Annotated in this window: 25 protein-coding genes and 1 other RNA gene; 18 read left to right on the top strand and 8 right to left on the bottom strand. The window is 47.8% G+C overall.

The window, feature by feature from the left end; genetic code table 11:
• Positions 1-5: 5 nt before the first annotated feature.
• The 7 genes from WH95_RS13730 to tkt all read right to left on the bottom strand — a co-directional run bounded on the left by WH95_RS13730 (position 6) and on the right by tkt (position 8,270).
• Positions 6-1,544 (bottom strand): OmpA family protein, encoded by a 1,539-nt coding sequence (locus WH95_RS13730; RefSeq protein ID WP_046508238.1) that lies wholly within the window; start codon positions 1,542-1,544, stop codon positions 6-8.
• Positions 1,545-1,722: 178 nt separating this feature from the next.
• Positions 1,723-2,523 carry an inositol monophosphatase family protein gene (locus tag WH95_RS13735; RefSeq protein ID WP_046508239.1) on the bottom strand — a complete coding sequence of 267 codons (801 nt, stop codon included), beginning with the start codon at positions 2,521-2,523 and terminating at the stop codon, positions 1,723-1,725.
• 101 nt (positions 2,524-2,624) lie between these two features.
• A complete protein-coding gene (gene efp / locus WH95_RS13740) occupies positions 2,625-3,191 on the bottom strand; it encodes an elongation factor P (protein ID WP_046508240.1) in 567 nt (188 codons plus the stop codon).
• Between the two features lie 86 nt (positions 3,192-3,277).
• Positions 3,278-3,931: a thiamine phosphate synthase gene (locus tag WH95_RS13745; protein WP_046508241.1), complete on the bottom strand. Its 654-nt coding sequence runs from the start codon at positions 3,929-3,931 to the stop codon at positions 3,278-3,280.
• A 182-nt stretch (positions 3,932-4,113) separates the two neighbouring features.
• Positions 4,114-5,124, bottom strand: a complete 1,011-nt coding sequence (gene gap / locus WH95_RS13750; RefSeq protein WP_046508243.1) for a type I glyceraldehyde-3-phosphate dehydrogenase — start codon at positions 5,122-5,124, stop codon at positions 4,114-4,116.
• Between the two features lie 102 nt (positions 5,125-5,226).
• A complete protein-coding gene (locus WH95_RS13755; RefSeq protein ID WP_046508244.1) occupies positions 5,227-6,225 on the bottom strand; it encodes a class I fructose-bisphosphate aldolase in 999 nt (332 codons plus the stop codon).
• 29 nt (positions 6,226-6,254) lie between these two features.
• Positions 6,255-8,270 carry a transketolase gene (gene tkt, locus WH95_RS13760; protein WP_082114154.1) on the bottom strand — a complete coding sequence of 672 codons (2,016 nt, stop codon included), beginning with the start codon at positions 8,268-8,270 and terminating at the stop codon, positions 6,255-6,257.
• 290 nt (positions 8,271-8,560) lie between these two features.
• Here tkt and WH95_RS13765 point away from each other — a divergent pair, with 290 nt between their 5' ends.
• The 5 genes from WH95_RS13765 to WH95_RS13780 all read left to right on the top strand — a co-directional run bounded on the left by WH95_RS13765 (position 8,561) and on the right by WH95_RS13780 (position 10,974).
• Positions 8,561-8,785, top strand: coding sequence for a hypothetical protein (locus WH95_RS13765; protein WP_157845972.1), 225 nt, complete (start codon positions 8,561-8,563; stop codon positions 8,783-8,785).
• A 4-nt stretch (positions 8,786-8,789) separates the two neighbouring features.
• On the top strand, positions 8,790-9,131 hold the full coding sequence (locus WH95_RS13770) for a cell division protein ZapA (protein ID WP_046508248.1): 342 nt from the start codon (positions 8,790-8,792) through the stop codon (positions 9,129-9,131).
• Positions 9,132-9,140: 9 nt separating this feature from the next.
• Positions 9,141-9,297: non-coding RNA, 6S RNA (ssrS, locus tag WH95_RS21005), on the top strand.
• A gap of 42 nt (positions 9,298-9,339) precedes the next feature.
• Complete coding sequence (locus tag WH95_RS13775; protein WP_052742028.1) at positions 9,340-9,948, top strand: 5-formyltetrahydrofolate cyclo-ligase; 609 nt, start codon at positions 9,340-9,342, stop codon at positions 9,946-9,948.
• A gap of 204 nt (positions 9,949-10,152) precedes the next feature.
• On the top strand, positions 10,153-10,974 hold the full coding sequence (locus tag WH95_RS13780) for a TIGR00282 family metallophosphoesterase (RefSeq protein WP_046508249.1): 822 nt from the start codon (positions 10,153-10,155) through the stop codon (positions 10,972-10,974).
• Positions 10,975-11,054: 80 nt separating this feature from the next.
• Here WH95_RS13780 and WH95_RS13785 read toward each other — a convergent pair whose 3' ends face one another.
• On the bottom strand, positions 11,055-11,348 hold the full coding sequence (locus WH95_RS13785; RefSeq protein WP_046508251.1) for a hypothetical protein: 294 nt from the start codon (positions 11,346-11,348) through the stop codon (positions 11,055-11,057).
• A 249-nt stretch (positions 11,349-11,597) separates the two neighbouring features.
• Between WH95_RS13785 and WH95_RS13790 the strand changes: the two genes are divergently transcribed.
• The 13 genes from WH95_RS13790 (at position 11,598) to tilS (ending at position 22,436) form a co-directional block, all read left to right on the top strand.
• The gene (locus WH95_RS13790) at positions 11,598-12,350 is read left to right on the top strand and encodes a YebC/PmpR family DNA-binding transcriptional regulator (RefSeq protein ID WP_046508253.1); all 753 of its coding nucleotides are present in this window, start codon (positions 11,598-11,600) and stop codon (positions 12,348-12,350) included.
• Between the two features lie 28 nt (positions 12,351-12,378).
• Positions 12,379-12,966 (top strand): crossover junction endodeoxyribonuclease RuvC, encoded by a 588-nt coding sequence (gene ruvC / locus WH95_RS13795; protein WP_046508255.1) that lies wholly within the window; start codon positions 12,379-12,381, stop codon positions 12,964-12,966.
• On the top strand, positions 12,963-13,589 hold the full coding sequence (gene ruvA / locus WH95_RS13800; RefSeq protein WP_046508257.1) for a Holliday junction branch migration protein RuvA: 627 nt from the start codon (positions 12,963-12,965) through the stop codon (positions 13,587-13,589). Before ruvC ends, ruvA begins: the two co-directional genes overlap by 4 nt.
• The gene (gene ruvB, locus WH95_RS13805) at positions 13,586-14,674 is read left to right on the top strand and encodes a Holliday junction branch migration DNA helicase RuvB (protein ID WP_046508259.1); all 1,089 of its coding nucleotides are present in this window, start codon (positions 13,586-13,588) and stop codon (positions 14,672-14,674) included. The genes ruvA and ruvB overlap by 4 nt, the downstream gene beginning before the upstream one ends.
• 26 nt (positions 14,675-14,700) lie before the next feature.
• Positions 14,701-15,147, top strand: a complete 447-nt coding sequence (ybgC, locus tag WH95_RS13810) for a tol-pal system-associated acyl-CoA thioesterase (RefSeq protein ID WP_046508262.1) — start codon at positions 14,701-14,703, stop codon at positions 15,145-15,147.
• 57 nt (positions 15,148-15,204) lie between these two features.
• Positions 15,205-15,975, top strand: a complete 771-nt coding sequence (tolQ, locus tag WH95_RS13815) for a protein TolQ (RefSeq protein ID WP_046508264.1) — start codon at positions 15,205-15,207, stop codon at positions 15,973-15,975.
• Between the two features lies 1 nt (position 15,976).
• A complete protein-coding gene (tolR, locus tag WH95_RS13820; protein ID WP_046508266.1) occupies positions 15,977-16,432 on the top strand; it encodes a protein TolR in 456 nt (151 codons plus the stop codon).
• Between the two features lie 11 nt (positions 16,433-16,443).
• Complete coding sequence (locus WH95_RS21295; protein WP_052742029.1) at positions 16,444-17,409, top strand: hypothetical protein; 966 nt, start codon at positions 16,444-16,446, stop codon at positions 17,407-17,409.
• Complete coding sequence (locus WH95_RS13830) at positions 17,406-17,786, top strand: hypothetical protein (protein ID WP_157845973.1); 381 nt, start codon at positions 17,406-17,408, stop codon at positions 17,784-17,786. Before WH95_RS21295 ends, WH95_RS13830 begins: the two co-directional genes overlap by 4 nt.
• Positions 17,787-17,803: 17 nt before the next feature.
• Positions 17,804-19,141 (top strand): Tol-Pal system beta propeller repeat protein TolB, encoded by a 1,338-nt coding sequence (tolB, locus tag WH95_RS13835; protein ID WP_046508270.1) that lies wholly within the window; start codon positions 17,804-17,806, stop codon positions 19,139-19,141.
• A gap of 164 nt (positions 19,142-19,305) precedes the next feature.
• Complete coding sequence (gene pal, locus WH95_RS13840) at positions 19,306-19,827, top strand: peptidoglycan-associated lipoprotein Pal (protein WP_046508273.1); 522 nt, start codon at positions 19,306-19,308, stop codon at positions 19,825-19,827.
• A 174-nt stretch (positions 19,828-20,001) separates the two neighbouring features.
• Complete coding sequence (gene ybgF, locus WH95_RS13845; protein WP_157845974.1) at positions 20,002-21,039, top strand: tol-pal system protein YbgF; 1,038 nt, start codon at positions 20,002-20,004, stop codon at positions 21,037-21,039.
• A gap of 23 nt (positions 21,040-21,062) precedes the next feature.
• Positions 21,063-22,436, top strand: coding sequence for a tRNA lysidine(34) synthetase TilS (gene tilS, locus WH95_RS13850; RefSeq protein WP_157845975.1), 1,374 nt, complete (start codon positions 21,063-21,065; stop codon positions 22,434-22,436).
• Positions 22,437-22,453: the final 17 nt, after the last annotated feature.

The raw sequence follows: 22,453 nt of genomic DNA on the forward strand, positions 1-22,453 counted from the left end.
AAGAATTAGTTCTGAATTGGGATGATTTCTACCCGGTCCGGATTGCCATTTTTAGCTTTATTTCCCAAGGCACGGACATGCATTCTTGTACTCGGAATGCCCCTTTCCATAAGAACTCCTCTCACCGTGAGCGCGCGCGAGAGTGAGATCCGACGAGCCTGGGCATTGCTTTCGTTGTCACCTGCATAGGCTAACAGCTGTACAACTTTGCTATCGTCGGCCAAAAGTTGATCTGCGAGGGTGTTCAATTGCGCTTTAGCTTCAGAGCTGAGGTCAGCATCACTTGGCTCAAACAAAAGTTGAATAGGCCCAAGTTCGTCTGGGGATGTAATAGCAGCTGTTTCATCAGTGGGTAACAAACCTGTAGGAGATGACGTTGCTTCTGTCTCTGTTGGTGGCGGCGGCGGAGCTAAGGTCTCAGTACTTTCCGTCAGGGTCGTTTCCGCAATTGTTGGGGCCGATGGAATTGCTGTCTCAGAAATTGTCTCGGATGGTTCCGGTACCGGTGGCGGGGCCAATACAGGTTCTGCTGTCACTGTTTCAATCTTTGGCGCAGGTGCCGTAACCGATGGTGTCGGTGTTGTTACAGTTGGGGCAGGGGCGGAGAATGTCGTGCCTTCTTCTGTAGCAGAAGTAGCAGTGGTTGTTTCGACAGTTTCTTCGACTTTCGATGGCTTTGGAACAACAGCTTGTGGTGTTGCAACTGGCTCAAGATCGGTTGGCTGTGTCTCTTCTACAACAGGCGCCGGTGGAATTATGGACCGAGGTGCCTCAGCTTGAGTAACGGGCGCCTGATTGTCCGATGCCTGACTAATTGGTTCGGTTGTCGGTTCTGGCGCTGGTGCGACAGACGCTGTTTGTGTCACAGGTGCCTGTGATGGTGTTCTCTTTACAGCCGGTGCGTTTTGTACAACACGGTTTCCACCATTGGGGGGTGGAACCAACAATTGGGACTGTGGCGAAAAGGCTGGAACCTGTGATGGATACTGTGGTTGTTGCCCTGTACTTGCGACATGTGAACTGGATACCTGTGACAAGGGAACCAATGGTTGCCCATAAGGATTATAAAGGCTGGATCCTGTCGCTTGGCCAGGTTGTTGTGGGTAGCCGCCCTGTGCATAGGGATTTTGACCATAGCGTTGTTGCCAAGAATTATAGGCATTATAAGCTTGGGCATTTCCCTGCGCCGAGTAGGGATTTTGGTTATATCCAGACCCTTGAAAATCTGCGAAGTTATTTATAGTCACTTGGCTATGGGGGAAACTTGCAGGTGGAAAAAGTAGGTTTCCGGGTCTGCTTAGATATTGATTGCTACCTGCACCGGGATAGCCTGCTGGGACCGGTTGTGCTCCATAAGAATATCCGTTGGAATAGGCTGGTACTGATCCGATTAGCTGTTCATTAACATAAACGCCAGAACTGCCAGACCCGCCTATGATCGTTGTGTTCTGTGCAAATACGGTTGATGTACTACATAGAAGTGCGAGCGTGGCACAGCTAGCCTGTAACATCGTTGAGCGATTTTGGTGTCTATTTTTATGCATATAGCTCATAGGCTTGAACAATTTCCATCCCCCAGGATGATTCCCAAATGTGAATCTTTGTCCGTAGCTTAATGCTCATAGAGGGATACGACAATAGGGAAGGCTAAAAGAAACAAAGGCTCATCCATGATGAGCCTTTGTAAAATAGTCAAAACTGAGATGTTGTAAGAGCGGAAAGCTAGTATTTACCGGACTCTTTGAACAATTTAACCATCTTGGGATGCAGATCAATATTTGCGCAGAGAATGCTTTGGCTTTTGAGCTTGAAGGCCCGACCATCTATTTCTGTGACTGATCCACCAGCTTCTTTTACAAGCAGCAAGCCAGCAGCAACATCCCAGGCAGAGAGGTCTCTTTCCCAGAAAGCGTCATAGCGACCAGCAGCAACGTATGCCAGATCCAGCGCAGCTGCGCCCCATCTGCGAATGCCTGCGGTCTGTGCCATGACAGCATTAATTTCCCGAAGGAATGGTCCCCTGTCACCGCGACCAAGGAATGGTGTGCCAGTGGCAATGATAGTGCTATCCAGGCTGACACGACCAGAAACGCGCAGGCGGCGATCATTCAGGTAGGCGCCATTGCCTTTTTCGGCTGTGTACATTTCATCCTTGATCGGATCATAGACAACAGCGGCGACAATTTCATCGCGAACTTCCAGGGCAATGGAAATGGCAAAGTGCGGCAAACCGTGTAAGAAGTTTGTTGTTCCATCCAGGGGATCAATGATCCACCGTTCGTCTTTACTTTCGCCTTTTTCTTCCCCGGCTTCTTCAGTCAGAAATCCAAATTCAGGACGGGCTTTTTTCAGCTCCTCTTTTAGGATTTTCTCGGCTTTAAGGTCTGCTGTTGATACAAAATCAGCAGGTCCTTTTTTTGAAACCTGTAGGTTTTCTACTTCACCAAAATCGCGTTTCAGGCTACGGGCAGCTTTTTCAGCGGCGCGGATCATAACCGTAATACGGGGGGAGCGATATACCATCGAAATTACTTTCCGTGTTCAGGAGGCCTAGCTCTAGGGCCGTGTATTAAGAGGGGCCTGTCTCAGTCCCCCCTGTGTAAACGATTAATCTTTATAAAGGATTAGTCTTTGGCGCGTTCCACATAACTGCCGTCGGCAGTGTTAACAACAATGCGTGTGCCAGCTGCGATATGTGGTGGAACCAAAATACGGGCACCATTATCAAGTACGCCGGGTTTATAAGAAGAGGACGCTGTTTGCCCTTTGACAACGGCATCAGCTTCGACAACTTCACAGATAACGGTATCTGGCAGGACGACAGAGATTGGTTCTTCTTCGTAAAGTTCAATAGAAACGGTCATGCCGTCCTGAAGGAAGATAACAGGTTCGCCAACCATGTCTTCATGCAGAGAAATTTGCTCGTAGGTTTCATTGTTCATGAAGGTAAGCATGTCGTCTTCACGGAACAGAAACTGATATTCGATCTGATCAAGGCGAACACGATCAACATCTTCACTGGCGCGAAAGCGCTCGTTCATTTTGGTACCATCGCGGATATCTTTAAGTTCTACCTGGAGGTACGCTCCACCTTTGCCCGGTTGAGTGTGTTGAGTTTTCATGGCGCGCATCAGGCGGCCTTTGTGCTCAATAATATTGCCAGGGCGAATGGCATTACCGTTAATTTTCATAATCTGTGCCCGTCTTCAGTTGTCAAATAACATCAATTAGTGTGTGTACTTTTATTTCGCTGGGGAAACTATCAGGTCCTAAGCGTTCAGGCAATCGCCTCGTTTACTTCTGTGACTGCCGTTGTCGGATTATCTGTATGGTTCCATATGGCGGTTTGGATGGCAATGAAGTCAGCCCCGGCAGCTGCATGTGATTTTATGGCTTCAATAGGGATATCATCCATGGACACGCAAGGTGGCGTCATCATTGTTTGCCACCAGGTCAAAAGCTCCAAACCTTTGGGGCCGCCTTCTTCAAATTCACGAACATCCGGATCATCAATTTCGGGTAAGGGGCGTCGGTTATTAAAGGCAACGTAATCGGCCCCGGCCTCGCCAACCAGAATCGCGTCATGTCTGGATATACCACAGTCCACGCCAACGATATAATCTGCACCTAAAAACTCGCGCGCTTCTTTATAACGATCAGCATTATTAAGGTGTACACCGTCACACCCCAAAGCTTTGGCGTTCTGAAAATCATCTTCTATGAGAAAGGCAATATCCCGTTCCTGTGTCACAGGTCTTAGTATTTCGACTGCCTTTTCCAGCGTTGCCGGGGTGTTCGCTGTCCCGCTAAGTAAAACACAGGAAATCCCGCCACCGTCCAAAGCCTGAATATACGAGGATTTGAACCGTTCGACGTCTTTTTCATCAGACAACAGGTCTGTGGGGGTAAGAAGATAGATTTCTGAATTCATGTCTTTTCATACCTAAGCGGGTGAAGGCTGGCAATGGATAGAAAAGAATAGCTCATATCACAAAAGCGAATAGGTCGTGTCAAAAAAGCATGAAAAAGATATGAAAAAGCGTGCTTCAACAAGGTCAAAAGAAAATGGGGTTCAGATGAACCCCATTCACATGCATTGAAAATCTGTTTCTTTTACAGATGTTTTCCCATTGCGACCGCTGTGTCCAGCATCCGGAGACTAAAGCCCCATTCGTTATCGTACCAGGCCAGAACACGAACAAAGTTACCACCGATAATCTGTGTTTGTGTTGTATCAAAAACAGACGAGAACGGGTTGTGATTGAAGTCACAGGAAACCAGTGGAAGGGCATTAATACCCAGAACGCCTTTCAGGTACCCTTTTGAGGCATCAATCATCGCGTTATTGATTTCTTCAACCGTGGTATCCCGCTCAGCAGTAAAGGTGAGGTCAATACAGCTGACATTGGCGGTTGGAACGCGAATTGCGTTTCCTTCCAGCTTGCCTTCCAGCTCTGGAAGAACCTCGCCGATTGCGCGGGCAGCACCTGTGGATGTCGGGATCATTGAAACGGCGGCAGCACGGGCACGGCGCAAGTCTTTATGCTTGGAATCAACCGTTGTCTGGTCACCTGTGTAAGCATGCGTGGTTGTCATAAAACCGTTCTTGATCCCGATTTGGTTCTGAAGAACGTCAACAACCGGGGCCAGGCAGTTTGTTGTGCACGATGCGTTGGATACAATTTTATGGTCGGCCTGAAGCTGTTTGTGATTAACACCGTACACGACAGTCAGATCACAACCTTTTTTGGCCGGGGCAGAGATTAAAACTTTCTTTGCACCACCAACCATGTGAAGGGATGAGCCCTCTACATTGTTAAAGGCACCTGTGCATTCCAGTACAATATCAACACCATAATCGCTCCATGGCAATTTAGCCGGGTCACGATCATGCAGCATTCTGATTTTCTTGCCGTTGATAATGAGGTTTTCTTCATCCGCATCGACCTCGGCATTGAGGGTACCGTGAACGGAATCAAACTTAAGCATATGGGCGTGGATAGAGGGATCGCCAGATGCGTTAATAGCAACGATTTCGATGTCGTCACGATTGGTTTCAATTGCCCCACGAAGCGTGAGGCGACCAATGCGACCAAAACCATTGATTCCAACTTTGACTGTCATGGTTTGGAACCTATTTTCTTTATTTAGTTACAAATGTTTGAGGCTTTTGCCTCTTAATACAACACCCCAGCCTTTCGGATGGGGTGCTCATTAGGGTGAAGATTAATCGAGGGTGCCTGTCGACGCCCTGCTATTATCTTCGGCTCTTTTCAAAAACGCCTGTTGCATTGCATCGGCATTTTCTTTTTTACCAGCCCAAGCTTTGAGGGGGGCTGCCTGTAGCGCACGACCATAAGAGAAGCTGAGCTTCCATGGCAGGTTGCTACTGATCTTGTTCATGGCGTTGAGATGATTTGTTGCCTGTTCATCACTTTGACCGCCGGAAAGGAAAACAATGCCCGGAACAGCAGCTGGTACACAACGCAAGAGGGTTGCAACGGTGCGTTCAGCGACTTCTTCGACAGAATTTTGTTCGGGACAATCCTGTCCGGCAATCACCATGTTTGGCTTTAGAAGAATACCTTCCAGTTCGACTTCCTGATTTGCCAATTCGGCAAAAACGGAACGAAGGACTTCTTCGCTAATTGCCTGACAAACATTGATGTCATGATCGCCGTCCATCAGGATTTCTGGCTCAACGATGGGAACCAGCCCGGCTTCTTGTGCAAGCGCAGCGTAACGTGCCAAGGCATGAGCATTCGCGCTGACAGCGGCAAAGCTTGGAGTTTCATCTGTGATTTTATAAACGCCGCGCCATTTGGTGAATTTGGCACCAAGCTTGGCATATTCTTTCAAACGATCTCGCAGGCCATCGAGACCTTCGGTGATTGTTTCGGCATCGTGTCCGGCAAGTGGCTTGGCACCAAGATCAACTTTAATACCGGGGATAATGCCCTGATCCTGAAGTACCTTGCTCAGGGGCGTGCCATCAGCTGCATTCTGACGAAGAGTTTCATCATAGAGAATGACGCCGCTGATAAAGTTATTCCCGCCTTTCGCCCGGAACAGAAGTTCGCGGTAATCGCGACGAGAGTCTTCGGTTGACTCAACACTTATTGAATCAAATCGCTTTTTTATGGTGCCTGTGCTCTCATCAGCGGCAAGAATACCCTTGCCGCTGATTACAAGAGCTTGTGCAATATCTGCAAGTGATTCAGTCATATCTAAAATCCTTTAACAGATCCCAAGCTTTATAGACGTGCTTTAACCGCGTCTACGATTGCTTCAGGTGTAATTTTAAACTTCTTGTAGAGTTGATCAATCGGGGCTGACGCACCGAAATCAGTCATCCCGACAAATGCACCCTGTGATCCAATCCACTCGTGCCATCCAAACGGAAGAGCAGCTTCAACGGCAACTGTAAGCGTACCGGGGGAGAGAACTTCGTCACGATAATGCTGTGGCTGTTGTTTAAACAGTTCCCAGCATGGCATGGATACAACAGCTGTACCAATGCCCATTTCTTCAAGAAGTTTCTGGCCTGCAATCGCAATTTCAACTTCGGAACCCGAAGCAAGAAGTGTTACCTGGCGGTCCAGAACAGACGGGTTGAGGATATAAGCACCGTAACCAGAATAGTTTACGGAGATATCTTTGCGCTGTGCAGGCAGACCCTGACGGGTCAGAGCTATAACAGATGGTGTTTTTTCGCTCTCAAGTGCCAGCTCCCAACATTCCGCAGCTTCAACAGCATCCGCAGGGCGGAAGACGTTGAGGTTCGGGATTGCCCGAAGTGAAGCGAGGTGTTCAACAGGTTGGTGTGTCGGGCCATCTTCACCAAGGCCGATGGAATCGTGGGTCATCACATAGATAACACGTTGTTTCATCAGCGCAGAAAGACGGATGGACGGACGGCAATAGTCAGTGAAGACCAGGAAGGTGCCACCGTATGGAATAAATCCACCGTGTAGAGCCAAACCGTTCATTGCAGCTGCCATTCCGTGTTCACGTACACCGTAATAGATATAGCTGCCACCATAGTTGTCTACACTTACAGGGCCCTGAACACCAGACTTGGTGTTGTTAGAGCCTGTTAGGTCAGCAGAGCCACCAATCATTTGCGGGATCAGCGCAGTAAGCTCTTCCAGAGCTTTCTGGGAAGACTGGCGTGTTGCCAGCTTTGGTGCTTCTTCGCTCAGTTTGGTTTTGTAAGCCTGAAACGTTTCTTTCCAGCCATCTGGCAATTTGCCTGCCATCTGGTCTTCGAAAAGCTTTCGCTTGTCTGCTGGAAGCTTCGCAAGTTCAGCATCCCATGCCGCAGAAAACTCTGCACCGCGTTCACCCGCTGATCTCCATGCTTTGAGAACATTCTCAGGAATTTCGAACGGAGCGTGTGGCCAGCCAATTTTTTCTCTGGTACCAGCAATTTCGTCATCGCCAAGCGGCGCGCCGTGAGTTTTGGATGTGCCTGCTTTTGTCGGAGCACCAAAACCAATTACTGTTTTACAGGCAATCAAAGAAGGCTTGTCACTGTTGCGCGCGGTTTCTATTGCGGCGGCAATTGCCTCGGGGTCGTGGCCATCGATCGCAACGGCATCCCAGCCACAGGCTTCAAAGCGTTTGATCTGATTATCAGAAACGGACATATCCGTTGAGCCGTCAATGGTGATGCCATTGTCGTCGAATAGAACGATTAGTTTGTTCAGTTTCAGGTGACCCGCCATTGAAATTGCTTCGTGGCTAATGCCTTCCATCAGGCAGCCGTCCCCGGCAATCGCATAGGTATAGTGGTCAACAATCTCATCGCCATAGCGGGCGTTCATCATACGCTCACCCAGTGCCATACCAACAGCAGTCGCAATCCCTTGTCCCAGAGGACCTGTCGTTGTTTCGATGCCAGGTGCATGACCAAATTCAGGATGACCAGCTGTGATGCTGTCCAGTTGGCGGAAGTTTTTGATCTGATCCATTGTCATGTCTGGATAACCAGTCAGATGCAGCAAGGAATAGATCAGCATTGATCCATGACCAGCAGACAAAACAAAACGGTCGCGGTCTGCCCAGTCAGGGCGCAATGGATCAAATTTAAGAAAACGGCTGTAAAGTACGGTAGCTACATCAGCCATGCCCATTGGCATTCCTGGATGTCCAGAGTTCGCGCGTTGAACGGCATCCATGGAAAGAGCACGAATGGCATTTGCCATATCAGTGTGGTTGCTACCTGGCGCGGCGTCCGCAGCAGATACGGGAAGGCGCAGTGCAGTCATATTCAAGGTCCCCGGTTGGGTTCAGATTATCCTGTCTGTTATGCACAAGACAGGGGGCCATTAACGGCGGCAAAATGCCCCTTTGCAGGGCCAAGGTCAACAGTGATCTGAGGAATGGCTGTCATGTTTGAATAAATGACCCTATAAAGGACACAATGAAAAGACTTGTAAGACAGGCGGTTGACCTATGTAAGATGGGCATCTTATTCTGGTGAATATTGATATTACCCAGTAATTGGGCTGGGTTACTGAATCTGGGGATAAAAATCAGCAAATGGCTGTTTCTTGATATGACAAGATTACTGAAAGCTGTGGAGCGCCTTGCTCTTGCAGTGGATACAATTGAGAAAAACATTGATGCCACATCAAACGAATCCGGTGATGCTCTTCAAAAGCTGCAAACAAATCTGGATAAAAGTTTGAAAGAGAATGCTGAGCTTAAAACCATGAAACAAGAAGTCAGTGATCGCTTGGATAATGTGATCGGGCAACTTTCTGCCTCGCTGGAGAATTAAGGATATGGCGCAAGTAACACTAAACGTGAACGGACGCCGCTATTCAGTTGGTTGTCAGGATGGGCAGGAAGATCATCTTTTGGGTTTGGCAAAGTATATTAATCAGAAGATTGATGAACTTAAAGGATCAATGGGGCAGGTAAGCGAAGCTCATTTAATGCTTATGGCAAGCCTGCTTCTTGCGGACGAGTTACACGAAGCCTATATCCAGATTGATGATGGCAAATCCGGTAATGGCAAAAAAGATACCGCTGCTGACGAAGTTGAAGCAGAGAAAGTCGCAAGCGCGCTGGAAAGTTGTGCTGATCGCTTGGAATCTATTGCTGCCCGATTGGAAAATCAGTAAAAGATCTCACTGGTGCTGCGGGGTGCGTTAGGCTGGTAAAATCCCTGGGGCCAATAATCTTCTTTAGGGAGCTGTCCCTGCCGGGATCGTGGTCTCGGTATATGGCGCCCACCTGCTTATGCAGGCCGCAAGAGGACTTTGAGCCGACGGCTGCCGCGGCACCACGTTTTCCTCTCTGGTTTATTAGACCCCTTTGGGGTGAATGGCTATGAATTTGGAGGGGATGATGAACACACCGATTGTTGACGAGATTGATCAGCAGAAAAAACTGCTTCGTAAAGAGGCCAAGAAGAACCGGGTTGAGGCCTACAGGCGCTGTCCTGATGCTGCTGAACGTCTATGCAAACGCTTGTTTGAAGAAATTTCATTACCTGCGAAGGCTGTTGTTTCAGCCTATTGGCCTTTGGGGGATGAACTTGATCCCATGCCTTTGTTGCATGCCCTAAATATTAAAGGTTTCAAACCGGTACTTCCCGTTATGTTGGGGGCTGGAAAACCATTGATTTTCCGTAGTTGGGCCCCTGGCGATGAACTGGATGACGCTGGCTTTGGGACTAAAGAGCCTGGTGCTGACAAGGAAGAATTAGAGCCTGATGTTCTTTTCGTTCCACTTCTTGCCTTTGATCGCGCAGGGTATCGTCTGGGTTATGGTGGTGGATTCTATGATCGAACGCTGGATAAATTACGGGCTAAAAAATCCGTTACGGCTATCGGTATTGCCTATGCTGGGCAGGAAATGCCCGCAGTTATTCGCGGGCCTTATGACGAACCTCTGAATTATATCGTAACTGAACAGGAAGTTATTGAGTTTTCCTGATTTTGTGATCGTTACGATATGTGGGTTCTCGTTTTAACCGCTATGGTTTGATTGTTTTGCACGAAGTTTTTGAAACCTTATTCGGTATTGGTGTCTGGGTTCATTCAGGTAAATCTTTTGCCAAGCTGCCCTGCAAAGGGTAGTAGGACGGTGTATTGAACGAAGGTTACCTTCTTCAGTAACCCGTAAATTAAAGAGATTGTTATGAGATTATTGTTCTGTGGTGATGTTGTCGGGCGTTCTGGTCGCGATGCAATCGTTGCACACTTGCCGGGACTTCGCCGTGATCTGAAACTGGACTTCGTTATTGTGAATGGCGAAAATGCAGCGTCGGGCTTCGGGGTCACAGAAAAAATTTGTAAACAGTTTTTTGATCATGGCGCAGATGTTGTTTCTGGCGGGAATCATAGCTGGGACCAGCGTGATTGTATGGTCTATATAAACAATGAAAATCGTTTGTTGCGCCCCTTGAACTATCCCGAAGGTGCGCCGGGGCGGGGGGCAGCGCTTTATGAGGTGCCGGGTGGCCGTAAAATTATGGTTATGAACGCCATGGGGCGCGTCTTTATGGACCCGTTGGATGATCCCTTTGCGGCGATTTCCAAAATACTGGATCGCTACAAGATGGGGCAACAGGGGCTTTCTGCTGTCGTGGTGGATTTTCACGGGGAAGCGACCAGCGAGAAAATGGCTATGGGGCATTTTCTGGATGGTAAGGTTAGCCTCGTTGTTGGTACCCATACTCACGTACCAACCGCTGATCATACCGTATTGCCGAATGGTACGGCTTATCAGAGCGATGTTGGTATGACCGGGGATTATGATTCGGTGATCGGGATGAAAAAAGAAGTCCCCGTGGCTCGCTTCACCAAAAAGCTGCCGACAGAACGAATGAGTCCCGCGGTGGGCGAAGCCACCTTGTGCGCATTGTATATAGAGACAGATGATACGACGGGTTTAGCGACACGCGTAGAACCCGTTCGTGTTGGCGGCCGGTTGTCTCAGACAATTCCAAGGGTTGATTAACTTTTCAGAGTCCAGAATTTTCCTGCTCTAAAACTTTGCTGAGTCCAAAAGTTAGCGAAAGCCGGGGAAGTGTGAAGGAGTCAGGAGTGTTTGGCGATTTTTTTTGATAGAGATTTAAATCGCTGTACCTCATCAATCATCATGCTGGTTTGTTGAAGAGTATCTTTGGCAATAGATGCTGCCTGTGATGAAGCTTCTAAAGTTTTCTTCGGCGTGGGCGAGGCTGTTTCAAGAAGTGTGTTCAAAGCATCAAGATTGGCATAAAACGCATAGTCTTCGGTCAGATCAGCAGCTTGTTCCGCTAGCTTTGAAAATTCTTTCTCATCAAGTTGACTGTCCTCGGGGAAATCGAGGATATGAAATTTCTCTGCCATGATATGTACCCGATCCAGAAAACACATTCTGTTGTTGATGCTAGTCTATTCTGGGTATTTTAGCTTAAACTTTAGTTAATAATTTAGCGCAGATTTCGAATATTTATAAAGATAAATCGTATTGAACATTGGCTTTACCCTTGTTGGAAAGAAGAAAACAATTCTATTAGGGGTTCTTCTCGCCGCGAAATCCTGCTAGAAGGCAATTAAAAATACCGTTTAATAATACAAGAGCTAGGAATTCTGCTCATGGCAGGCCATTCACAATTTAAGAACATTATGCACCGCAAAGGTGCTCAGGATAAAAAACGTGCGAAAATTTTTGCACGCCACACCCGCGAAATTATGGTTGCAGCCCGTTCCGGGTTGCCGGATCCAGAACAAAACTCAACTTTGCGTAATGCCATCATGGCAGCACGTGCTGCGAACATGCCAAAAGATAACATTGATCGCGCTATTAAACGTGTTGCTGGCGGTGAAGATGTCGCGAACTATGAAGATGTCCGTTACGAAGGTTATGGTCCGGCTGGCGTGGCCGTGATTGTTGATGCATCAACAGATAATCGTAATAGAACGGCATCGGAAGTTCGCACGGCCTTTTCCAAGCTTGGTGGTAATCTGGGCGAGACGGGTAGCGTTTCTTTCATGTTTGATCGTGTCGGTTCTTTGACTTATCCCGCATCTGTTGCGGATGCCGATGCTATGTTTGAAGCGGCGGTTGAAGCTGGCGCTGATAACGTGGAGAGCACGGATGATGATCACGAAATCATTTGTGATCCGAGTGATTTTGCGGATGTTCGTGATGCCTTGATTGAAAAATTTGGCCCCCCGACGGAACTTGGATTGCAATGGAAGCCGCAAAATACCATCAGCCTGAACGAAGATCAGGCTTCGACAATGTTGAAGTTGATTGATACGCTTGATGACAACGACGATGTTCAAAATGTGAGTGCGAATTTTGAAATCGACGATGAAATTATGGCCAAGCTGACAGCTGGTTAAGTTATAAAGGAGGCCGGGTCCAGAAAGTATGCGGATCATAGGAATCGATCCCGGCCTTCGTTTTACCGGGTGGGGCATCATTGAATCTGAAGGCAGCAGACTGCACCATATTGCAAATGGTGTTGTGAAAACGCTGTCAACGAACGAATTACCCCGACGGCTTGTTGAAATCCATGACGGAATTCAGGCAGTTCTTGCCGATTATCAGCCCGATGAAGCCGCTGTTGAAATTACACTGGCCAACAAAAATCCAAGTTCAACTCTCAAGCTTGGTATGGCGCGTGGTATTGCCCTGATAACACCGGCTCTGGTTGGTTTACCAGTTGGCGAGTATCTGCCAATGATTGTCAAAAAATCAGTGGTTGGAACTGGTCACGCGACAAAAGATCAAGTTCAGATGATGGTTGAACGTCTGTTGCCGGGGTGTAAAATTACCTCTTCTGATGCGGCGGATGCCCTAGCTATTGCAATCTGTCATGCCCATAATGTTTCTACTGGTCGCAAGTGGGCAGAAGGAACCGAAGATCCGATTAGTGCTGCCTTGAAAAAAGCAGGCATTGAAGACCCAAGAGCGGTCAAAAAAACAGGTAAAGCGTGGGGGAAGAAATTTAGATGATCGGAAAGCTGACCGGAAAGGTTGATTCCACAGGGGATGACTGGGTTATGCTCGATGTCGGTGGCGTTGGATATATTGTTTTTTGTTCCAGCCGCACGCTCTCTGTTCTTCCCGGCGAAGGTGAAGTGACAAGCCTGTTGATCGAAACTCATGTCAGAGAAGACCACATTCACCTGTTCGGTTTTGCGACGGCAGCTGAAAAGGAATGGTATCTTTTGCTTGGCACTGTTCAGGGAGTTGGGGCGAAAGTTGGTCTTGCGATCTTGTCTGCCATATCTCCGGATGAATTGTCCGTAGCCATCGCTGCGCAGGATAAAACGACGATAACCCGTGCTAATGGTGTTGGGCCAAAGTTGGCTATCCGCATTATGAACGAATTAAAAGACAAAATTGCCAAGCTTTCACTGGGAACGTCGGGTGAAATTGTGGATAGTTCTGCATCTGAAGGAAAAGCTGCGGCAACACCAATGGCAATTTCAGAAGATGCAATTTCGGCGTTGGTTAATCTGGGGTATCGACGTTCAGAGGCCTATAGCGCCGTCGCAAAAATATCCAGTGAGCAGGGTGCTGATACGCCGCTTGAAGAGCTTATTCGCGGTGGTCTTGCGGAGTTAATGCGGTGAGTGATGATCGATTAGTATCAAATGAATTTTCCGAAGGTGATGGTGCCGAGAAGTCCTTGCGCCCGCTCAGCCTTGGGGAGTTTATCGGGCAGCGTCAGCTACGTGAAAACCTGCATATTTTTATTGAGGCTGCGAAACAGCGCGGTGATGCACTGGATCATGTGTTGTTTTTTGGGCCACCGGGTCTTGGTAAAACAACCTTGGCACAGGTTGTTGCCCGTGAACTGGGTGTTGGCTTTCGGGCAACATCTGGGCCCGTTATTGCTAAAGCCGGGGATCTGGCTGCTATTTTGACTAACCTGCAGCCCCACGACGTTCTCTTTATCGATGAAATTCATCGTCTGTCCCCTGTTGTCGAAGAAATACTTTATCCGGCTATGGAAGATTTTAAGCTGGATTTGATTATCGGGGAAGGACCAGCCGCAAGATCGGTTCAAATCGATCTGCCGCCCTTTACTTTGATTGGGGCCACAACACGATCCGGATTGATTTCAACACCACTGCGGGAACGGTTTGGAATTCCGCTAAGGCTTCAATTCTATGAGCCAGAGGAACTACAGCAAATCGTTGCCCGAGGTGCCAAAATTCTCGAAGCACCCATGAGTGATGACGGGGCTTTCGAAATTGCGCGCCGGGCAAGGGGAACGCCAAGGGTATCTGGCCGTCTGTTGCGCAGGGTAAGAGATTTCGCGGCTGTCGCGGGGGTTGATTTGATTGAAGCTGCTGATGCCGACGTGGCCTTGCGCCGTTTGGATGTTGACGAAAAAGGTCTTGATGCCATGGACCGCCGATATCTGCGTGTTATTGCAGAAAACTATGGCGGTGGTCCTGTTGGTGCAGAAACCCTTGCAGCTGCTTTATCCGAGCAACGGGATGTTATTGAAGATGTTATTGAACCCTATTTGATCCAACAGGGTTTTCTACAGCGAACACCGCGGGGGCGTTTGCTCAGTTCGACGGGATATAAATATCTGGGTCTAAACGAACCTGTTGAGGTTAAGGCCCGAAGATCATCTCAAATGGACCTGCTCTCAGGTGCAGGAGTACGAGAAGATAGCCCAGGCGATAGTAATGAAATCGGGTAATTGGGGCATAGTTAGCTGGAACTGGCATGAAACAAATTTGTGACCTTCCCCTAAGCGGGGCATTTGAAAAAGGCAGCCATTACTATCCTGTACGTGTTTATTACGAGGACACAGATAATGCTAAAATTGTCTATCACGCCAATTACTTGAAGTTTGCCGAACGCGCCCGGACAGAGATTTTGCGGCTGCTCGATTTTCAGCAAACTGATCTTAGTAAGCGTTTTGGCCTTTTTTTTGCCGTAAAAGATTGCTTTCTTAAGTTCGCGCAACCAGCATATCTTGATGATTTGCTGGTTGTGAAGTCCAGAATTACCCAAATGAAAGGCGCAAGTTTTTCATTTGAACAGATTATTTATCGGGACGATGTTCCATTGGTTCACTGCGATATCCGTATCGCTTGTGTGGATGAAAGGGGGGGACCCGCAAGGATCCCATCAGAAATAAGTCAGACTTTGAGTAAGTTCGGGCTGTAGGCTTGGACGTAAGTTTGGGGAATGAGTTTAGGGTGCTAAAAGGAGCTGTCAAAGCCGATGGCAAATGAAGTTATAGAAACAGTCGAGACAGTTGGTCTTGGTGGCGAAGTCGTTGATTCCGTTGCATTGGGTGGCGCTGCAGCCGTGCATGATCTCAGTGTGTGGGGATTGTTTCTTCAAGCCGACCTGATTGTGAAAATCGTTATCTTTATTCTCATTATTGCCTCTATCTGGTCTTGGGCAATCATGATTGATAAAATCGTGAAGCTAAGAAGCTTGCGGCGTCGCGCGGATCAATTCGATGAAGCATTCTGGTCTGGCGGTTCTTTGGATGATCTTTACGATCGTATCGAAAAACGTCCTTCTGATCCTGTTTCCAGTATCTTTATTTCGGCCATGCGCGAATGGCGCCGGGCAAGTAGCCGTGGCAATGGCAGCCGTAGCGATCATGCCCGTGTTAGTTTGCAACAGCGTATTGACCGTGTGATGGATATTAGTCTGAATCGGGAAATGGACATCCTTGAAAGAGGTATGGTTTTTCTCGCTTCTGTAGGCTCTTCTGCTCCTTTTATCGGTCTTTTCGGGACGGTCTGGGGCATTATGAACGCCTTTACCTCTATTGCTGCCTCTAAAAACACAAGCCTTGCTGTAGTTGCTCCGGGGATTGCAGAGGCGCTTTTTGCGACGGCCCTTGGTCTTGTTGCCGCTATTCCTGCTGTGCTGGCCTATAACAAGCTATCCAGTGATATCGGACGTTATGGCGCACGGCTGGAGGTTTTTGCCGGTGAATTCAGTGCCATTCTCTCGCGTCAGCTAGAGGAGCACTAGAATGGCAGCCCCGACACTTGGTGGTGGTTCATCCAAAGGCAGCGGTCGTTGGAAACGTTCTAGCCGCAAGCCGATGAGTGATATCAACGTAACGCCCTTTGTGGATGTTATGCTTGTGCTTCTGATTGTCTTTATGGTTACGGCACCTCTACTAACCGTTGGTGTGCCTGTTGACCTGCCCAAAGCACAAGCCAAAACATTGAATGCGTCGGAAGAACCTTTGGTTATTTCGGTAAACGCGACGGGTGAGCTTTTTCTACAAGAAACCAAGGTTACCGAAGAGCAACTGGTTCCTCGGCTGAATGCGATCACAGAAAATAAACCGGATACGCGGGTTTATGTGCGGGGCGATAAAGCCATCGATTACGGACGGGTCATGCAGGTAATGAGCCTTGTTAACAGTGCGGGTTATGACAGGGTCGCTTTGATTGCTGAATTACCCAAAGAAAAGAAGTAGTCGCTAAGAATATGCGTACAGGCATTGCTGTTTCTTTATTAATGCATATGGCGTTGTTGGCGTTTGTAATTTTTGGATTACCACGCTTTAACAAGCCCTTCCTTGCCGAGCAGGTTGTCCCTGTTGAATTTGTGGTGCTTGCAGAGCTTGATTTGGAGAAACCGCCTGCTCCTGAACAGGATATTCCTGAACCAGAGTCAGAAGAACTTCCAAAGCCGGAACCAAAACCGGAACCTGAACCCCAGCCAGAGCCGACCCCTCAGCCAGAACCACAACCTGAACCCGAGCCTGTTCCAGAGCCGGCTCCTGAGCCTGAGCCCCAGCCTGAACCTATTCCTGAGCCCGAACCAGCTCCTGAACCGGAGCCCGTTCCAGAGCCGGAACCTTTGAAGGTCGAAGCGCCAGAGCCGGAAATAATTGAAAATATAGAACCGGAACCTGAGGAAGTTAAAAAGGCTTTGCCGCCAAAACCCAAGGCACGTCCCAAGCCGCCTAAGCGTCCGGAACCCAAAACAGAAGTGGTGAAGAAAGAGAAAGAGCCGGAAGCAAAGGTTGATGCGCTAACGTCGATTTTGAAAAATGTAGATAAGCTAAAGTCTGCACCAAAGAAAACGACGACCAAAGGTAAGGCGCCAACAACGCCAACACGACAGCGGGCCTCTGCTGCGCAGATCAATGATATTCAAAGATCACTTCAACAACAGATGAAACGTTGCTGGCGGGTAGATGCTGGTGCATTACAAGCTGATGAAATGATCGTAGAGATCACTATGCAAATGCGCCAGGACGGCAGTATTAATAGCGTTAAGATTGTTGATCAAAATAGGTTTAACAAAGATGCTTATTTCAGAACCGCGGCTGAAAATGCCAGACGTGCTGTTATTAGCTGTGCACCTTATAAGCTTCCCGTTGATCTCTATTCTGATTGGCAAACACTAAACTTGAAATTTGATCCGTCTAAGATGTTTGGGCAATGATTTTAAGGCCTCGCATTAAACGCGCTTTGTCATGGTTATTTTGTGGGGTGTGTTTGTGTTTAAAGAGTGTGGCGGTAGCTGAGCCAATTACTTCTGTTAAAGAAATTGGCGAATGTTGGAAAACAAATTTTAGCCCTAATTCTTCGTTAGATACTATTGTTGAGTTATCAATGAAGTTGTCTCGTGATGGTAAGGTGGAAGAGGTTATCGTTGTTGATCCTGAGCGTTTCAATCATGATGATGCTTTTAACGCACTATCTAACGAGCTAGGTAAAGCACTTGTTGAGTGCGGACCTTATAAATTTCCAGATGATCTGCATGATGACTGGAAAGTGATGAATATTCGATTTGATCCGTCAAAAATGTTCGGGCAATGAACGGGAGAAGAACAGTGATGTTAATAAAGGCAACGCGCGGCTTGCTGATTACCGCGATCAGCGTGTTGGGAATTGTGATAGGAACTATTCCTGCCCAAGCTGAAATCAATGTAAATATTACCGAAGGTTTTGTGGAACCTTTACCCGTTGCTGTTGCTGATTTTAATGGTGGGCAGCCAGAAGCACAGTTGATCGGACGGGATATTGCTGAGGTAATTTCTGCCAATCTCGAGCGTACAGGTTTGTTCAAGCCTATCGATAATAAAGCCTTTATCCAGGATCAGAACTCTCTTCGGGTCGGTGTTCGCTTTGGTGATTGGCGTTTGATCAATGCTCAAGCACTGGTAACTGGGGCAGCCCAGGTTCAAGGTGATGGCAAGGTCCGGATCGAATTTCGTCTTTGGGATGTTTATGCGGAAAACATGATGACGGGCTTTTCCTATACCTCCACTCGTACGAACTGGAGACGGATCGCACATCAGATATCTGATGCGATCTATAAGCGTTTGACAGGTGAACAGGGGTATTTTGATACCCGCGTTGTCTATGTGTCTGAAACTGGGCCTCAGAATCGACGCCAAAGACGACTAGCAATTATGGATCAGGATGGATTTAACCATAAATTCCTGACTAATGGCAGATTTGACGTCTTTACGCCTCGGTTTTCGCCAACATCACAAGAGATCACATATTTGTCATTCGAGGGGAATGTTCCAAAGGTAAAGCTTCTTGATCTGCAAACAGGTCGGGAAGAAACCCTTGGAAACTTCAAGGGAATGAGTTTTGCGCCGCGATTCTCTCCCGATGGAAACTCTGTGGTGATGAGCTTGGCTGATCGTGGGAATACCGAGATCTATACAATGGATCTGAGGACCAGAAAGTTTTCTCGTCTGACAAATCACCCCGCTATTGATACGTCACCGTCCTATTCACCTGATGGATCCAAGGTTGTATTCAACTCGGACCGCGGTGGTAGCCAACAGCTTTATGTTATGGATGTTAATGGCGGCAATGTTAAAAGAATCTCTTTTAACAAAGGACGTTATGCGACACCTGTTTGGTCTCCACGTGGTGATTTGATTGCCTTTACACGTCTTTCCGGTAGAAAGTTCTATATCGGGGTGATGAAACCTGATGGATCTGGCGAGCGTATGCTGGCAGAGGGATACCATGTTGAAGGGCCAACGTGGTCCCCGAATGGTCGGGTTCTGTCTTATTACAAGCAGGGTAAGTCTGATAGCCGCGGTAAGGTGAAAAGCAAAGTTTATACGGTTGATCTGTCCGGATATAACGAAAGAGAGGTTGTTACGCCTCTTGATGGAGTTGATCCAGCTTGGTCTCCACTATTGCAATAAGCTGTATGCTTGATAAATAACAGTAATATCGTTATAGTCGGGGACGTTTCCCGATTTAATCGGTGTAACTGGGGGTTTATTGAGTTTCTTCGTTGATCTGTTGCTTCAGACAGATCACCTAACAATTTTAGTATTCGGGTATTACTCGAGAGGGCGAAAAAATTATGCGCTTTAAGTTGCTCACAATGTTTGCAGCCGCACTGTTCCTAAGTGCTTGTGCCAGCAATTCTGATAACAATGCAGACGGATCTAACGACGGTTCATCTGCTTCAACTGGTACAACTGACCAGTCCTCCTCTGTAAGTTCTTCATCTATTCAGGGACCACAGCCTGGTTCTCTGGAACACCTCGTTGTAAACGTTGGTGACCGTGTTTTCTTTGGTTATGACCAAAGCGATCTTCAGGGCGAAGGTCAGAAAACAACTGAAGCACTTGCAGTTTGGTTGAACAGCTACCCAGCTGTGACTTTGACTGTCGAAGGTCATGCTGATGAGCGTGGAACACGTGAATACAACTTGGCTCTTGGTGAGCGTCGTGCAAACTCTGTACGCGATTACCTTGTTGCTTTGGGTGTAAATCCGAATCGTGTTCAGGTCGTTAGCTATGGTAAAGAGCGCCCAGCTGTTCTTGGTTCAACCGAGGAAGCATGGTCTCAGAACCGTCGCGCAGTCTTCGTTGTAAACTAAGCGCATAGACTGACCTTATTAAAAATCCCGTTTGGTTGACGAAACCAGACGGGATTTTTTTATTAAATTACTGTTTTGCTTGTCCGATATTTGGTGTGCCATATTCTGACCAATATAGGGCTATATAAATTCAGGACCTACTATCGTTTAAGGGTGCAAGAAAAGATGTCATTGATGGCTGTTAGTTTGAAAACGCTTCGTATAGGCGCGGGTGCTGCGTTTGTTGTTATGGCAATGCAAGCAAGTGCCTGGGCGCAAAATTCACAGGTACAGGGACTGGTTAATAAAATTGACCGCCTTCAACGTGAACTGGTGACGTTACAACAACACGTTTATCAGGGCAAAACGCCTTCTGCCGAAGATCTTGCTGCCGTCGGTACCAATACTGGTGGCGCGAATGCTGGGCGGCTAGAATTACGCCTTTCTCAGGTTGAAAATCAAATGAGAAGTTTGACGGGGCAATTCGAAGAAGTGAATTTTCGCTTGGATCAGCTTGGTAAAAGGCTGGATAAACTTGTTGCCGATACGGATCTGCGTCTGCAAAATTTGGAAAATGGCCGGCAAATAGGGGCTGGACAGCAGGGAACGTCTCTTTCTGCTAATACCCCTTCTCAACCTGTGCCGCAAACGACTGGTACAGGGCAACCACCAGCCTCGGGACAGCCCGGTGTCTTGGGAACAATCCCGGCAGAAGACCTTAATAATTTTAACACGCAGCAACAGGCCGCAACGGCCCCCAATACTGCGGTTGACAGTTCTTCGCCACAAAGCTTGATACAGGGTGGGTTACGCGCTGACGAGGTCGGGGGTTATACGCTTCCCGGTGATACACCGAAAGAGCAATATGACTATTCCTTTGGTCTGCTGCGCCAGGCGCGTTATGACGAAGCAGAACAGGCTTTTTCTACTTTTGTTGAAAATCATCCCGAAGATTCCTTGGCAGGTAATGCGACCTACTGGTTAGGGGAAACCTATTATGTGCGAGGTGATTATCAGCAGGCGGCGATTACCTTTGCTGATTCTTTCCAGCGTTATCCCAATTCTTCGAAAGCACCGGACAACCTTTTAAAACTTGGTCTTTCGTTGTCTTCGTTAGGTAATACATCTGATGCCTGTGGTACTTTTGGAGAGCTTTTGAATCGTTACCCGAATGCGAGTGCTATCGTCAAACAGCGCGCAGGACAGGAATCTCAACGTTTGAATTGTCCGTAAGCTTTTATGCGAAGGGCAATCCAGTGAGTGATCTCTCGCCCGAAAAGGTGTTGCAATCAAAGGCTGATTCCAGGTTAAAGCCAGTTCAAGAAGACGAATTTGCACAGTTGATGTCTGTGATCACCCTGCCTCGAAATCCTTTTCGGGTCGGGGTGGCTGTGTCTGGTGGTGCTGACAGTATGGCACTGTGCCTGTTGCTAAGAAACTGGGTCACGGCCAAAGGGGGGGAGCTTTTCGCTGTAACGGTAGATCATGGTCTGCGCCCCGAATCCGGTATCGAGGCTCAGTGGGTGCATGTACGCTTACTGGCTGAGGGCATTGAGCACGAAGTGCTTACACGTTCGCTCAAAACGGATAGTGGGGGGAAGGGAAGCTCTCAGGTGCGGGCGCGTAAGGCCCGACATGACCTGATTGCCAAATGGTGCAGGGACAAAGAAATTTTTTTTCTGGCTCTTGGGCATCATCTGGATGATCAAATCGAAACATTTTTGATGCGACTTGTACGGCAGAGCAGATCAGATGGTCTGGCTGGTATTTCAATGCAACGTCAAGATGCTGCCATGACACTCATCCGCCCCTTGTTACGTTTGCCCAAAGAACGTTTGATCGAAACCCTCCGGCACCATGGTTGGGGCTGGATTGAAGAGCCGAGTAACCAACGGGCAGATTATCTGAGAAATCGAATTAGACAAAAGTTACCTGTAATTGAACGGCAAGGCGTAAAGAGAAGCACTTTAGTGCGGATTACCCATAGCTTGGGACGAATTCGTCGCTCCCTGCAAAAAAGGACCGATGCCTTTATCGATCAGAAGGTGAGATTGAATCCGGTTGGCTATGCAGAGATTGATTTTAACGAATCGGAAAAGATTCAGCCTGACATATTCAAAAGAGCCTTACAGCGCACTCTTTTGACGATTGGGGGAGGAAATTATTCTCCTGGAACCGCCAAGCTTGATCGTTTGGTTTTGTCGCTTATGAACCCTGAGCCGACCAAGATGACACTTGCTGGATGCGAAATTGTTCAAAAAGACCATACGATTTTTCTCGTTCGAGAGAACAGGCTGGTTCCACAGCTTTTGCTAACTCCGGGACTGGAATGCCTATGGGATAATAGATTCTTTGTGCAGGTACACGAAGAAATGAAAAGTAGTAGTTTGTTGCTTCGAACATTGGGCGAAAGAGGTTGGCAGGATTTGTGTGAATTACATCCTGCGGTCAAAAATATAGCTGTTTCTTCCTTTGCGCGGTATAGTCTGCCAGCTGTTTATCATGGGGATAAAATCATAACGGTTCCCCATTTGGAGTATCTGAATCCGGACTGGATCGATGAAATTCAGATGAAAATACGATTCGAACCAAAAAATATGCTGATTCAGTTGCCCTTTACGGTTGCTTAGGAGCGTAAGCGCATTAT

Origin of the sequence: Kiloniella litopenaei (genome assembly GCF_000982415.1) — a bacterium.
Classification (GTDB): domain Bacteria; phylum Pseudomonadota; class Alphaproteobacteria; order Kiloniellales; family Kiloniellaceae; genus Kiloniella; species Kiloniella litopenaei.

Excerpts from the sequence above, each read along its gene's own strand:
- WH95_RS13730 (WP_046508238.1), bottom strand. The coding sequence starts at position 1,544 with ATGCATAAAAATAGACACCAAAATCGCTCAACGATGTTACAGGCTAGC.
- WH95_RS13735 (WP_046508239.1), bottom strand. The coding sequence starts at position 2,523 with ATGGTATATCGCTCCCCCCGTATTACGGTTATGATCCGCGCCGCTGAA.
- efp (WP_046508240.1), bottom strand. The coding sequence starts at position 3,191 with ATGAAAATTAACGGTAATGCCATTCGCCCTGGCAATATTATTGAGCAC.
- WH95_RS13745 (WP_046508241.1), bottom strand. The coding sequence starts at position 3,931 with ATGAATTCAGAAATCTATCTTCTTACCCCCACAGACCTGTTGTCTGAT.
- gap (WP_046508243.1), bottom strand. The coding sequence starts at position 5,124 with ATGACAGTCAAAGTTGGAATCAATGGTTTTGGTCGCATTGGTCGCCTC.
- WH95_RS13755 (WP_046508244.1), bottom strand. The coding sequence starts at position 6,225 with ATGACTGAATCACTTGCAGATATTGCACAAGCTCTTGTAATCAGCGGC.
- tkt (WP_082114154.1), bottom strand. The coding sequence starts at position 8,270 with ATGACTGCACTGCGCCTTCCCGTATCTGCTGCGGACGCCGCGCCAGGT.
- WH95_RS13765 (WP_157845972.1), top strand. The coding sequence starts at position 8,561 with ATGACAAGATTACTGAAAGCTGTGGAGCGCCTTGCTCTTGCAGTGGAT.
- WH95_RS13770 (WP_046508248.1), top strand. The coding sequence starts at position 8,790 with ATGGCGCAAGTAACACTAAACGTGAACGGACGCCGCTATTCAGTTGGT.
- WH95_RS13775 (WP_052742028.1), top strand. The coding sequence starts at position 9,340 with ATGAATTTGGAGGGGATGATGAACACACCGATTGTTGACGAGATTGAT.
- WH95_RS13780 (WP_046508249.1), top strand. The coding sequence starts at position 10,153 with ATGAGATTATTGTTCTGTGGTGATGTTGTCGGGCGTTCTGGTCGCGAT.
- WH95_RS13785 (WP_046508251.1), bottom strand. The coding sequence starts at position 11,348 with ATGGCAGAGAAATTTCATATCCTCGATTTCCCCGAGGACAGTCAACTT.
- WH95_RS13790 (WP_046508253.1), top strand. The coding sequence starts at position 11,598 with ATGGCAGGCCATTCACAATTTAAGAACATTATGCACCGCAAAGGTGCT.
- ruvC (WP_046508255.1), top strand. The coding sequence starts at position 12,379 with ATGCGGATCATAGGAATCGATCCCGGCCTTCGTTTTACCGGGTGGGGC.
- ruvA (WP_046508257.1), top strand. The coding sequence starts at position 12,963 with ATGATCGGAAAGCTGACCGGAAAGGTTGATTCCACAGGGGATGACTGG.
- ybgC (WP_046508262.1), top strand. The coding sequence starts at position 14,701 with ATGAAACAAATTTGTGACCTTCCCCTAAGCGGGGCATTTGAAAAAGGC.
- tolQ (WP_046508264.1), top strand. The coding sequence starts at position 15,205 with ATGGCAAATGAAGTTATAGAAACAGTCGAGACAGTTGGTCTTGGTGGC.
- tolR (WP_046508266.1), top strand. The coding sequence starts at position 15,977 with ATGGCAGCCCCGACACTTGGTGGTGGTTCATCCAAAGGCAGCGGTCGT.
- WH95_RS21295 (WP_052742029.1), top strand. The coding sequence starts at position 16,444 with ATGCGTACAGGCATTGCTGTTTCTTTATTAATGCATATGGCGTTGTTG.
- WH95_RS13830 (WP_157845973.1), top strand. The coding sequence starts at position 17,406 with ATGATTTTAAGGCCTCGCATTAAACGCGCTTTGTCATGGTTATTTTGT.
- tolB (WP_046508270.1), top strand. The coding sequence starts at position 17,804 with ATGTTAATAAAGGCAACGCGCGGCTTGCTGATTACCGCGATCAGCGTG.
- pal (WP_046508273.1), top strand. The coding sequence starts at position 19,306 with ATGCGCTTTAAGTTGCTCACAATGTTTGCAGCCGCACTGTTCCTAAGT.
- ybgF (WP_157845974.1), top strand. The coding sequence starts at position 20,002 with ATGGCTGTTAGTTTGAAAACGCTTCGTATAGGCGCGGGTGCTGCGTTT.